The 10979-nt window shown below is 71.5% G+C and carries 14 protein-coding genes; 7 read left to right on the plus strand and 7 right to left on the minus strand.

What is annotated here, in order from left to right:
• Positions 1-58 precede the first annotated feature (58 nt).
• Positions 59-490 carry a hypothetical protein gene (locus QSK32_RS20175; protein ID WP_045748145.1) on the plus strand — a complete coding sequence of 144 codons (432 nt, stop codon included), beginning with the start codon at positions 59-61 and terminating at the stop codon, positions 488-490.
• Here the strand turns inward: QSK32_RS20175 and QSK32_RS20180 are convergent.
• The 4 genes from QSK32_RS20180 to cofC form a co-directional block, all read right to left on the minus strand.
• Complete coding sequence (locus tag QSK32_RS20180; protein WP_045748144.1) at positions 447-1328, minus strand: NUDIX hydrolase; 882 nt, start codon at positions 1326-1328, stop codon at positions 447-449. The genes QSK32_RS20175 and QSK32_RS20180 overlap by 44 nt on opposite strands.
• Positions 1328-3451 carry an RNA degradosome polyphosphate kinase gene (locus QSK32_RS20185; protein ID WP_425394696.1) on the minus strand — a complete coding sequence of 708 codons (2124 nt, stop codon included), beginning with the start codon at positions 3449-3451 and terminating at the stop codon, positions 1328-1330. Before QSK32_RS20185 ends, QSK32_RS20180 begins: the two co-directional genes overlap by 1 nt.
• A 217-nt stretch (positions 3452-3668) precedes the next feature.
• Complete coding sequence (locus tag QSK32_RS20190; RefSeq protein WP_083449726.1) at positions 3669-3866, minus strand: cold-shock protein; 198 nt, start codon at positions 3864-3866, stop codon at positions 3669-3671.
• Between the two features lie 19 nt (positions 3867-3885).
• Positions 3886-4527 carry a 2-phospho-L-lactate guanylyltransferase gene (gene cofC / locus QSK32_RS20195; RefSeq protein WP_045748141.1) on the minus strand — a complete coding sequence of 214 codons (642 nt, stop codon included), beginning with the start codon at positions 4525-4527 and terminating at the stop codon, positions 3886-3888.
• Between the two features lie 117 nt (positions 4528-4644).
• Between cofC and QSK32_RS20200 the strand changes: the two genes are divergently transcribed.
• Genes QSK32_RS20200 through QSK32_RS20215 form a run of 4 tightly spaced genes read left to right on the plus strand, consistent with a single transcriptional unit; the run spans position 4645 to position 7809 of the window.
• Positions 4645-5370: a lysophospholipid acyltransferase family protein gene (locus QSK32_RS20200; RefSeq protein ID WP_045748140.1), complete on the plus strand. Its 726-nt coding sequence runs from the start codon at positions 4645-4647 to the stop codon at positions 5368-5370.
• Positions 5367-6359, plus strand: a complete 993-nt coding sequence (locus tag QSK32_RS20205) for an NAD(P)H-dependent glycerol-3-phosphate dehydrogenase (protein ID WP_285472731.1) — start codon at positions 5367-5369, stop codon at positions 6357-6359. Before QSK32_RS20200 ends, QSK32_RS20205 begins: the two co-directional genes overlap by 4 nt.
• The gene (locus QSK32_RS20210; RefSeq protein WP_045748138.1) at positions 6356-7453 is read left to right on the plus strand and encodes a cystathionine gamma-lyase; all 1098 of its coding nucleotides are present in this window, start codon (positions 6356-6358) and stop codon (positions 7451-7453) included. The genes QSK32_RS20205 and QSK32_RS20210 overlap by 4 nt, the downstream gene beginning before the upstream one ends.
• Positions 7450-7809, plus strand: a complete 360-nt coding sequence (locus QSK32_RS20215; RefSeq protein ID WP_045748137.1) for a hypothetical protein — start codon at positions 7450-7452, stop codon at positions 7807-7809. The genes QSK32_RS20210 and QSK32_RS20215 overlap by 4 nt, the downstream gene beginning before the upstream one ends.
• Before the next feature lie 212 nt (positions 7810-8021).
• On the opposite strand, the gene QSK32_RS20220 is transcribed toward QSK32_RS20215, so the two are convergent.
• The 3 genes from QSK32_RS20220 to QSK32_RS20230 form a co-directional block, all read right to left on the minus strand.
• Positions 8022-8471, minus strand: a complete 450-nt coding sequence (locus QSK32_RS20220; protein WP_045748136.1) for a protein-tyrosine phosphatase family protein — start codon at positions 8469-8471, stop codon at positions 8022-8024.
• Between the two features lie 106 nt (positions 8472-8577).
• Positions 8578-9210: a DUF3515 domain-containing protein gene (locus tag QSK32_RS20225; protein WP_045748135.1), complete on the minus strand. Its 633-nt coding sequence runs from the start codon at positions 9208-9210 to the stop codon at positions 8578-8580.
• Between the two features lies 1 nt (position 9211).
• The gene (locus QSK32_RS20230; RefSeq protein ID WP_045748151.1) at positions 9212-9445 is read right to left on the minus strand and encodes an Lrp/AsnC ligand binding domain-containing protein; all 234 of its coding nucleotides are present in this window, start codon (positions 9443-9445) and stop codon (positions 9212-9214) included.
• A 96-nt stretch (positions 9446-9541) separates the two neighbouring features.
• On the opposite strand from QSK32_RS20230, the gene QSK32_RS20235 reads away from it, so the two are divergent.
• Both QSK32_RS20235 and QSK32_RS20240 read left to right on the plus strand, forming a co-directional pair.
• On the plus strand, positions 9542-10480 hold the full coding sequence (locus QSK32_RS20235) for a thiamine-phosphate kinase (RefSeq protein WP_045748134.1): 939 nt from the start codon (positions 9542-9544) through the stop codon (positions 10478-10480).
• Positions 10481-10494: 14 nt separating this feature from the next.
• On the plus strand, positions 10495-10953 hold the full coding sequence (locus QSK32_RS20240) for a GNAT family N-acetyltransferase (RefSeq protein WP_285472732.1): 459 nt from the start codon (positions 10495-10497) through the stop codon (positions 10951-10953).
• Positions 10954-10979 lie beyond the last annotated feature (26 nt).

Consider the following 10979-nt stretch of genomic DNA (forward strand, 5'->3'; position numbering starts at 1 on the left):
GGTGGACGCCTTTTCCGTGTGACCGCGCGGCTCCGGTCCGCCGTCCTACCGTCCGGGCATGGAACGTAGACCGATGCCTCGCGGCCTGATACTCCGCTCGGTCCTGGCCGCGGTCCTCTTCGCGGTGGCCGTGGTGCCCGGGTGGACGCTCGGCGACATGGCCGAGGGGCGCACCGGGGAGCCGCTGCTCGACTGGGCGGTCACCTGTGGCTGGTCCGGGGCGGTGGTGGCGGCGGTCGCGCCCTGGTGCTCGTACCGGGCCCGGGACGGCTGGCTGGGCGCCGTCCCGATCTACGGGTGGTACCTGGCCGGCCTGCTGAGCTGGCGGCTGGCGTCGCTGCCGCTGCGTGACTGGGAGCCGCGCCCGGACGAGCTGTGGCGGGCCCGGTGGCTCAGCGGTGAGCTCGTCGGGTACTGGCGGTCGGACCGGCGGCCGCCCCGGCCGGTCACAGCCGTTCGGCGCCCAGCAGACGCTCGCCGGACCAGGTGAGCAACCATCCGTCGCCCTTGGGAGTCTTGAAGGGGTGTGGATCGTCCACCCCATGCAGATGAGCCAGCAGGTGCGGCATCAGCTTGCCCTGGCTGCACACCACCACCCGCTCGTCGGCCCGCAGCCGTCCCAGCCGGGCCGCGGCGGCCACCACCCGGGCCGGCACCTCCGCCCGGTCGCCCGGCTCGGCGAACGCGCCGTCCAGGATGACCGGCATCCGCAGCGCGTCGGCCAGCGGCGCCAGGGTCTGCGTGCAGCGCAGCGGCGGCGCGGACACCAGGCGGCGCGGCGCCAGCGGGGCCAGCAGGCCGGCCAGCCGGGTGGCCTGACCGGCGCCGGCCGGGTCGATCGGGCGCAGCGAGTCGCGGCCGGCCCACTTCTTGCGTTCGCCGGCGTGTGCGTGCCGGACCAGGGCGATCACCGCGGTCACCGGCGGCAGCACCGCCACATGGTCGAGGAGTCGGCGCTCGGAGACGTACGTCAACCGGGCGGCCGCGACCGACAGCGGCAGCCACTCGACCGCGTCCACCTCGGCGGTGTCACGGACCGGGCCGGTGTCGCCGGCCCGCATCAGCCAGAAGGCGACCGTCTTGCGCCGGCCACCGGACAGCACGTAACCGACACCGGGCAGCCGCAACTGCGGGATGCCGGCCGTGCCGGTCTCCTCGTGGACCTCCCGGACCGCCGCGGACAGCGGATCCTCCCGGCCCTGGGAGCGGAGTTTGCCCTTGGGCAGGGACCAGTCGTCGTAGCGCGGCCGGTGCACCAGGCACACCTCGAGGCCGTGGGCAGCCGGGCGGTACAGCACGCCGCCGGCGGCGCGTTCCGGTTCGGTCATCAGCTGCGCTTGCCGATGACCCGTCGCAGCAGGGCTGCCTGCAGGTGGGTCTGCGGCCGGCCGGGCGCGCCGACGTTGCGGTGCCAGAGGCCGTCGCCGTCGAGGTCCCAGCCCTCGGTGGTGTCGCCCATCGACAGTTCCAGGACGTTGCGCATCTCCTCGCGGCCCGAGGGCATGGTGACCCGGACCAGGGCCTCCACCCGGCGGTCCAGGTTGCGGTGCATCAGGTCGGCCGAACCCATCCAGTACTCCGCGTCGGGGCCGGGACCGAACCGGAAGATCCGGGAGTGTTCCAGGAACCGGCCGACGATCGACCGGACCCGGATGTTCTCCGACAGGCCGGGCACGCCGGGACGCAGCGAGCACATCCCGCGGATCACCAGGTCGACCTTCACGCCGTCCTGGGAGGCCTTGTAGAGCGCGTCGATGGTCTGCTCGTCGACAAGCGAGTTCACCTTGAACTGGACCAGGGCCTCACCGCCCTCCCGGGCGATCCGGGCCTGCTCCTCGATCCGCTCGATCAGGCCCTTGCGGACACCGTGCGGAGCCACCAGCAGCCGCCGGTACGTGGTCTGCCGGCTGTACCCGGTGAGGACGTTGAACAGGTCGGTGACGTCGGCGCCCACCTCCGGGTCGGCGGTCAGCATCCCGAAGTCCTCGTAGAGCCGGGCGGTCTTGGGGTGGTAGTTGCCGGTGCCGATGTGGCAGTAACGCCGGATCTGGTTGCCCTCCTGGCGTACCACCAGGGCGGTCTTGCAGTGCGTCTTGAGGCCGACCAGGCCGTAGACCACGTGGCAGCCAGCCCGTTCCAGGGTGCGTGCCCAGGCGATGTTGGCGACCTCGTCGAAGCGGGCCTTCACCTCGACCAGCACCACCACCTGCTTGCCGGCGGCCGCCGCGTCGACGAGCGCGTCCACGATGGGGGAGTCGCCGGAGGTGCGGTAGAGCGTCTGCTTGATGGCCAGCACGTGCGGGTCGGCCGCCGCCTGCTCGATGAACCGCTGCACGCTCGTGGAGAACGAGTGGTACGGGTGGTGCACCAGGATGTCCGACTCGCGCAGCCGGTTGAAGACGCTGCGCGGGACCTCACCGTCGGAGAGGTGCGGATGGGTGGCGGGGACGAAAGGGCGGTCCTTCAGGTCGTCCCGGTCGCACTCGCCGAACACCTGCCACAGCGAGGACAGGTCGAGGATGCCGGGCACCCGCAGCACGTCGTGGCTGTCCATGTCGAGTTCGCGGACCAGCAGGTCGAGCACGTGGTCGCTGATCGAGGCGGCCACCTCGAGGCGGACCGGCGGGCCGAACCGGCGCTGCGCCAGCTCCCGTTCGAGGGCCTGCAGCAGGTCCTCGTCGCGGTCCTCGTCCACCTCGAGCTCGGCGTTGCGGGTCACCCGGAACAGGTGCCACTCGAGGATCTGCATGCCGGGGAAGAGCTGGTTGAGGTGGTTGGCGATGAGCTCCTCGACCGGCAGGAACCGGATGCCGCGGCCGTCGTTCTGCACGGTCACGAAGCGGGGCACGTTGTTCGGCACCTTGACCCGGGCGAACAGTTCGGGGGAGTCGTCGCCGGGGTAGCGCAGCGCCACCGCGAGGTTGAGCGAGCGGCTCGAGATGTACGGGAAGGGGTGCGCCGGGTCCACCGCGAGCGGGGTGAGTACCGGGAACACCTGTTCGCGGAAGTAGGTGCGCAACCGGCCCTGCTCGGGGGCGTTCAGTTCCTTCCAGGAGACCAGCTCGATGCTCTCGGCGGCCAGTTTCGGCCGGACCTCGTCGCCGAAGCAGGCCGCGTGCCGGGTGACCAGGTCGGCAGCCCGCTCGGTGATCATCTCGAGCTGGTGGCGCAGCGGGGACCGGTCCCCACCGCGGACGGGCAGACCCGCCTTGAGCCGCCGTTTCAGACCGGCGACCCGGACCATGTAGAACTCGTCCAGGTTGCTGGCGAAGATGGCCAGGAACTTGGCCCGTTCGAGCAGTGGGGTGCCCGGATCCTCGGCCAGGGCCAGCACCCGCGCGTTGAAGTCGAGCCAGGACAGTTCCCGGTTGAGGAAACGGTCGGCCGGAAGCTCGTAATCGTCCTCGGCGTCGATCTCCGACACCTCGTCCGCCGCTGTCGCCTCGATCATGCCGGCTGCCACCTCTGCCATCTCCCGCTCCGTTGCCTCGATCACCGTCGTGTCCTCCTCCACCGTCACGGATTCCGGTTCCGGATCTGTGGTGGAACGGGTGAGAAAGCGGCCGTTCGGGCCACGCCGGCGGTTCTCGGCCCTTCGAGGCGGGGTTTGCATGGCTCCATCATCGCCGTTCGCGGCGGAACGTGAAACGAACTACCGGATGATCAATTCAGGCGACTCCGGGAATCGACACCCGGTGTACTTCTCCGCCCACTTCGGCCTCGATCGAGACGCGTTGTCCGAGTCGCAGCAGCCGCAGACCGGAACGGTCGAATGCGGCGGAACCGAACACCAGCTCAGAGCCGTCGTCGAGGAGCAGCGTGCCGCTGCGGTTGGCCGGATCGAAGGTGGCGACGGTGCCCTGCATGACCCGCACGTTACCGGGCTCACGCGGCCGGCGCGCACTCCGTGGTGAGTCCGAGATCACGCAGCAGTGAACACGTACGCCGGCCGGCCCCCAGCGACAGCACCCTGCCGAGATCATCCGCGGTGTCCACGTCCTGCCGCAGACCCGGCCAGTCCCCGGTGATCAGGGCCGCGCCGGAGGCGGCGTGCGCGGCCGAGGAGTGCCCCCCGAACCGCGGGTCCAGCGGGGTCCACGCCGGTGCGGCCAGCAGCACCGTGCCGATGCCCGCGGCATCCGGCACGAAACCCCGGCCGGTCATCCGGGCCAGCGCCTCGTCCAGCTGCTCCGGGCGCAGGGCGGGCAGATCGCCGGCCAGCACCACCCGGTGCGTGCCGAGACCGGCCGCCTCGTCCGCGCCGAACCGCATCGCGGCGTTCAGCCCACCGCCCGGATCCGGCGTCACCAGCGCGCCGAGCTCGGTCACCGCCGCCGACACCTCGGGGTCGTCGGTGACCACGATCAGGCCGGTCACGCTGCCCGCCCCGAGCACCGCGGCCACCGTGTCACGCACCATGGCGAGCGCCAGTTCCGGATGGCGGACCGCCGGAACCGCGCCGCGCAGTCGCGTCTTCGCCGCGGTCAGGCGCTTGACCGGGATCACTGCTGTCCACTTCCGTACCACCCCGCCAGTCTGCCTGACGGATCAAGTAAAGGGTCCGGTGCGGCACCCCAGCCTGGTACCACAGGCCATGAGCGGGCATCATTTCGTCCCAGGCGAACGGGAACGGGGAGGACAGTCGTGAGACGGCAGAGGCTCGAACTGTGGCAGCGGGTCGCGGTGATGCTGGTCCTGCCGATCGTGACCCTCCTCACCCGCAAGACCTGGCACCGGATGGAGAACATCCCGGCCGTCGGCGGCGTGATCCTGGTCCCCAACCACGTGTCCCATTTCGATCCGCTCGTGGTGGCGCACTACGTCTACCGGTCCGGCCGCTGGCCCCGGTTCCTCGGCAAGGCCAGCGTCTGGCGGGTCCCGGTGATCGGGTTCCTGCTCCGCAAGACCCGGCAGGTCCCGGTCGAGCGTGGCAGCGTGGAGGCGGCGAAGTCCCTGGACAACCTGGTCCAGGCGGTCCGCGAGGGTGGCGTCGTGGTGATCTACCCGGAGGGCACGACCACCCGGCACCCCGACCTGTGGCCGATGCACGGCAAGACCGGCGCCGCCCGGGTCGCCCTGCAGACCGGCGCCCCCGTGGTGCCGATCGCCAACTGGGGCGCCCAGCAGGTGTTCGACCCGCGGACCAACCGGCTGAACCTGCGGCGGGCGGACGTCACCGTCGTCGCCGGTCCGCCGATCGACCTGAGTCGCTGGGCCGGTGCGGAGGCGGGGCGGGCTGTGCTGGACGAGATGACCGAGACCATCATGATGAGCGTCCGGGACCTTCTCGGCGAGATCCGCGACGGCGAACCGCCGGCGCTCTACGACCGGCCCGTTCCGCGGGCCATCACCCAGGAGGACGCGTCATGAGATCGGCCGTCATCGGATCCGGTTCCTGGGGAACGGCGTTCGCCAAGGTGCTCGGCGACGCCGGGTCCGACGTGCGGATGTGGGCACGCCGCGAGGCCGTCGCCGCCGAGATCCGCGACAAGCGCACCAACGAGGGCTCACTGCCCGGCATCAGCCTGGCCGAGTCCGTCACCGGCACCACCGATCTGGCCGAGGCCGTCGCCGGTGCCGAACTGATCGCCATCGCGGTGCCGTCGCAGACCCTGCGCGGCAACCTCGCCGAGTGGGCCGGGGCGTTCCCCCGCGACGCCACGGTGGTGTCCCTGATGAAGGGCATCGAGCTGGGCACCCTCAAACGGATGAGCGAGGTGATCACCGAGACCGCGGGCGTCGCGCCGGAACGGGTGGTGGTGGTCTCCGGACCCAACCTGGCGCCCGAGATCGCCGCCGAGCAGCCGACCGCCACCGTGGTGGCCTGCTCCGACGAGAGCCGCGCCAAGCAGGTGCAGCACGCCCTCGCCACGCCGTACTTCCGGCCGTACACCAGCGACGACGTGATCGGCTGCGAACTCGGCGGGGCGACCAAGAACGTGATCGCGCTTGCCTACGGCATGGCGGTCGCGATCGGCCTCGGCGACAACACCCGGGCGTCGCTGATCACCCGCGGTCTGGCCGAGACGGCCCGCCTCGGCGTGGCCCTGGGCGCCGACCCGCTCACCTTCGCCGGCCTGGCCGGACTCGGCGACCTGGTCGCCTCCTGCTCGTCGCCGCTGGCCCGCAACCGGACCTTCGGCGAACACCTGGGCCGCGGTGACACCCTGGAACAGGCGCAGATCGCCACCCGGCAGACCGCCGAGGGCGTGAAGAGCTGCCTGTCCATCCGTGACCTGGCCCGTTCACACGGCGTGGAGATGCCGATCGTGGAACAGGTCGAGCGGGTCTGCCACGAGGGCGCCGACCCGCGGGTCGCCGTCAAACTGCTGATGACACGGGAGATGAAGCCCGAATGAGAGACGGCACCCGGACCGTGCACGCCGGACTCCCCGCCCCCGAGGTAGGAGCGCCGTTCCTGCCGGGGCCGGTGTTCGCCGCGCCGTACCACCTGGACCCGGCGACCGGGCCGGGCGAGAACGGATACGGCCGGACCGAGCACCCGACCCGGCGTGGCCTGGAGACGGCGATCGGCGCGCTGGAGGGCGGCCCCACGCTGGTCTTCGCCAGCGGACAGGCCGCGATCACCGCGCTGCTGCTGTCGGTGTTGCGCGCCGGCGACACCGTCGCGCTCCCCGCGGACGGCTATTTCACCGTACGGGCGTTCGCCGAGGGCACCCTGCGCGACCTGGGCATCACGACCGTCCTGGTACCGACGGCCGGGCCGTACCCGGACTTCGCGGGCGTCCGGCTGGTGCTGCTGGAGACCCCGGCCAACCCCGGACTGGACGTCTGCGACCTGCGGGCCGTCGCCGCCGCGGCCCATGCGGCCGGGGCGCTGGTCGCGGTGGACAACACCACGGCCACCCCGCTCGGGCAGAACCCGCTGGCCCTCGGCGCCGACCTGGTCGTCGCCTCCGGGACCAAAGCGCTGACCGGGCACTCCGACCTGCTCCTCGGCTACGTGTCGGCCACCGACCCGGAACTGCTGGGCAAGGTCGAGACGTGGCGCAAACAGACCGGCGCGGTACCGGGCGCCTTCGACTGCTGGCTTGCCCACCGGTCGATCGCCACCCTCGACCTGCGGCTCGGCCGGCAGAGCGCCAACGCGGCAGCCCTCGCCGAACTGCTGCTGACCCGCTCCGACGTGGACGGTGTGCGCTGGCCCGGACTACCCGGCGACCCGTCGTACCCGATCGCGAGCACCCAGATGCGCCGCATCCCGGGCATCGTCTCGTTCGACCTGGGCAGCGCCGAGCGGGTGGCGCGATTCCTGAACGCGGCGACGCTGGTCTTCGCGGCGACCTCGTTCGGCGGCGTACACACCACCGCCGACCGGCGGGCCCAGTGGGGCGACGACACGGCCCCGGGGTTCGTCCGGTTCTCCTGCGGCATCGAGGACACCGCGGACCTGCTGGCGGACGTCACGGCGGCGCTGGACGCATCCCGGTGACCGCCTGGAACAGCTTCACCGGCGACGAGGTGGCGGCCCTCACCCGAGGTGACAGCTTCTTCGTCGCCCCGGGCGAACGGGACTGCCCGTCGTGCGGCGAACACCGCCTCCGCGCCTACTTCACGGCACCGGAGAACGCCCGCCGCCCCACGCTGGTCAGCTACGTCTGGTGTGCCGGATGCGACAAGTTCGTCGGCACCCGCGCCAGACACCCGGAGGGTCTCGTGCTGAGCGACCCGCTGGCCACGCTGTCGGTCGCTGAGCGCCGCGAGCTCGAACGCAGCCTCACCGGATTCCTGGCCCACCTGGACCGGCTCTGGGACGACGGGGTGCTTCCCCAGACCTTCGCGGCCTGACACGCGCTTCTTCCGGGGTACGCCGAAAGCGGGCGTCCCGCACTCGCGCAGGCCCCGGTCGTCCCGGGGCTCGCGCGGTGGTCCTGGGGCTCGCGCGGTCGTCCCGGGACTCGCGCGGTGGTCCCGGCTCCGGCCGGCCCGGGAGTCGCGGGACGGTTCAGGCTGGCGGGTGCGGCTTCTCCGCGTACCCCCCGGAAGGGTTTGATCCGGGGTCAGCCGTGGGTGGAGACGAAGTCGTGCAGCCAGTCCTGCGCGACGCGGGGACTGCTCGGATCGCCGATGCGGCGGAGCGCCTCACCCGGGCGGATGCCCAGCAGCGCGAGCGTCATCGTGGCGAGCATCGTGGTGCGGCCCAGACCGGCAGCCGACTCGGTGACCACGAAACGTCCCGCCCGGACCTCGCCGGCCAGGCGCATCGCCAGCGCCACCACCTCGCTCGCCTCCTGCCGGGGCGACGATTCGGGCTTGACCGGGAAGGGGATCAGCTCGATGCCGGAGCTCTCCGCGCCGCCGGTCTCCGCCGCCGCGCACACCAGGATGTGCACGCCGGCCCGGGCGAGCGCGCTCAACTCCTGCGCCGACCAGGGCTGATCGGTGCGGTGGGCCATGGTGGCCAGCTGCCCCGGTCCCGGGCCGGCGATCACATGGAGTGCTGATGCCATGAAATTCTGTCTCCCCTGCGTGCCCCGCCGCCACCACGAACCCGTTTCCGGCCTACGCAGATTAGGGGCATGCCCGGCAAGACCGCCAGCACCCGTGCGGGGCTTCTCAGATCTCGCAGCCGCTGGGCATCCGGTCGGCGGTCGTCGACTTCACCGTCTTGACGATCGTGTCGGAGAACTCGTTGGCCCACTGCGCCGGATTCTCGTAGGCGTTCGGCACGGTGACCTGCACCGCGACCTCGCGGTCCATGGTGGTGACGGTGGCCGCCTCGGCGCCGGGCCGGGCGTACCAGCAGACCCTGTTCATGATCAGGAGCTCGGTGTCCATCGGGACGCAGCCGGGAGTCTGGTCGTCGAGCGTGGTGCACATGGTGGGCGGGGTGACACCGCACGAGACGGTGACGGCCGGTTCGCCGTAGGCGGCGTTCTGCTCCGGCCCGGCGCTGACCTTCCGCGGCTCCAGATCGCGGATCTTCGCCGGCAGCTGCGCGGTGACGGCCAGGCAGACCGTGCCGGTGGTCGCGTCGAGGCTCGGGGCGACCATGTCGACGGGAGTGCTCGGGAGCGTCGCCGGTTGGGCGACTTCGGAATCAACCGTTTTCTCGGGTTGAATCGCCAGGAAGGCTCCGACGCCGACGATCAACGCCACCGGAACCGCGACCACGGTGGCCCAGATCGCCGCCGACCGCTTGACCGGGTCCTTCGCGGGTGTACTTGTTGGCGTGTCGACGTCGACCATGTCAGAGGTTTACCACGGAGCAGGTGAGCGTTCTCGTGATGCCCGGCACGTACTGGACCTTGCTCACAATGAGGCCACCCAACTCGTCGACGGTGTGCGCCTCGGTCAGCACGACGACGTCGTACGGCCCGGTGACCGCGTCGACCTTCACCACCCCCGGTATCTTCTCGATCGCGGCGGCCACGTCACGGGCCTTGCCGACCTCCGTTTGGATGAGGATGTATGCCTGGACCACGATCGACTCCAATCCGTCACCGTCGGTGATCCCTGGTCGTGAAACTACCGTAAGAAGCGACCCGGTACCGGGACGCCACCATCGAAGGGCTTGGACGTGAGCATCGCAGAAGCCGGTGAATTCGGACTGATCGGCCGAATCATCTCCCGGCTGGGCTCCGGATCGTCGACCCTGCTCGGCCCCGGCGACGACGCCGCCGTGGTCCGGGCCGCCGACGGACGGGTGGTGGCCTCCACCGACGTGCTGGTCGAAGGCCGGCACTTCCGACGCGACTGGGGCGGTCCCGTCGAGATCGGCCACCGCGCCGCCGCCGCCAACCTCGCCGACATCGCCGCGATGGGCGCGACACCGACCGCCCTGCTCGTGGCGCTCTGCGTCCCCACCGGCACCGAACTGGCCTGGGTGGAAGGGCTCGCCGACGGCCTCAGCGCCGAAGCAGCCCTGGTCGGGGCGAGCGTGGTCGGCGGCGACACGTCGTCCAGCCCCACCCTGACCATCGCGGTCACCGCCCTGGGCGACCTCGGCGGCGCGGCACCGGTCCGCCGCGACGGGGCCCGGCCCGGCGACATCCTCGCCCTCTCCGGCCGCATCGGGTACGCGGCCGCGGGCCTGACCGTGCTCTCCCGCGGATTCCGGACCCCCAAACTGCTCGTCGAGGCGTACCGCCGGCCGGTCGTCCCGTACGCCTCCGGCCCGGTCGCGGCCCGAGCCGGCGCCACCTCGATGATCGACATCTCGGACGGCCTGCTCCAGGACATCGGGCACATCGCGGACGCCAGCAAAGTGGCGATCGACGTGTTCCAGGACGCGTTCGACGTGCCCACCCAGATGCGGGACGCGGCACAGGCACTCGGCGTCGACCCGTACCAGTGGATCCTCGCCGGTGGCGACGATCACCCGCTGGCGGCGACGTTCCCCGCCGGGACGGCCCTGCCGGACGGCTGGCAGGAGATCGGCGCGGTCCGCGACGGGACCGGCGTCACCGTGGACCACAAGCAGTGGACCGGCGGTACGGGGTGGGACCACTTCCGCTGATTACGCTTCGGTCTGTGCAACAGATTCAGATCGAGTCGGCTGACTTCACCTCCCCCGCAGTCCAGGCGCTGGTCGCCGAGAACATGCGCGACCTGTCCGCCCGCTACGGCGGCACCGGCGACGACACACCGATCGCCGGCGCGGACTTCGTGCTGCCGCAGGGTGAGTTCCTGGTCGCCGTCGAGGACGGCAGACTGATCGGCAGTGCGGCCTGGCGCCGCCACCACTCCGACGCCGAACTCAAGCGGATGTTCACCCGCCCGGCAGCCCGCGGCCGAGGGGTGGCCCGGCGGCTGCTCACTGCGGTGGAGGAGTCGGCGCGTGCCGCAGGCTGCAAACGCGTGATCCTGGAAACCGGCGACAAACAGCCGGAGGCCATCGCGTTGTACGTCTCAGCCGGCTACGAGCGCATCGACGACTTCGGCTACTACGCCGGCCACGAGGGTGTCCTCTCCTACGCCAAGCCCCTCTAACCACCCACCCACCCACCCACTCCGCC

Source organism: Actinoplanes sp. NBRC 101535 (assembly GCF_030269225.1).
In the GTDB taxonomy this organism is placed as follows: Bacteria; Actinomycetota; Actinomycetes; order Mycobacteriales; family Micromonosporaceae; genus Actinoplanes; species Actinoplanes rectilineatus.

Excerpts from the sequence above, each read along its gene's own strand:
- QSK32_RS20225 (WP_045748135.1), bottom strand. The coding sequence starts at position 9,210 with ATGGTCGACGTCGACACGCCAACAAGTACACCCGCGAAGGACCCGGTC.
- QSK32_RS20205 (WP_285472731.1), top strand. The coding sequence starts at position 5,367 with ATGAGATCGGCCGTCATCGGATCCGGTTCCTGGGGAACGGCGTTCGCC.
- QSK32_RS20220 (WP_045748136.1), bottom strand. The coding sequence starts at position 8,471 with ATGGCATCAGCACTCCATGTGATCGCCGGCCCGGGACCGGGGCAGCTG.
- QSK32_RS20190 (WP_083449726.1), bottom strand. The coding sequence starts at position 3,866 with ATGCAGGGCACCGTCGCCACCTTCGATCCGGCCAACCGCAGCGGCACG.
- QSK32_RS20185 (WP_425394696.1), bottom strand. The coding sequence starts at position 3,451 with ATGATCGAGGCGACAGCGGCGGACGAGGTGTCGGAGATCGACGCCGAG.
- QSK32_RS20210 (WP_045748138.1), top strand. The coding sequence starts at position 6,356 with ATGAGAGACGGCACCCGGACCGTGCACGCCGGACTCCCCGCCCCCGAG.
- QSK32_RS20175 (WP_045748145.1), top strand. The coding sequence starts at position 59 with ATGGAACGTAGACCGATGCCTCGCGGCCTGATACTCCGCTCGGTCCTG.
- QSK32_RS20180 (WP_045748144.1), bottom strand. The coding sequence starts at position 1,328 with ATGACCGAACCGGAACGCGCCGCCGGCGGCGTGCTGTACCGCCCGGCT.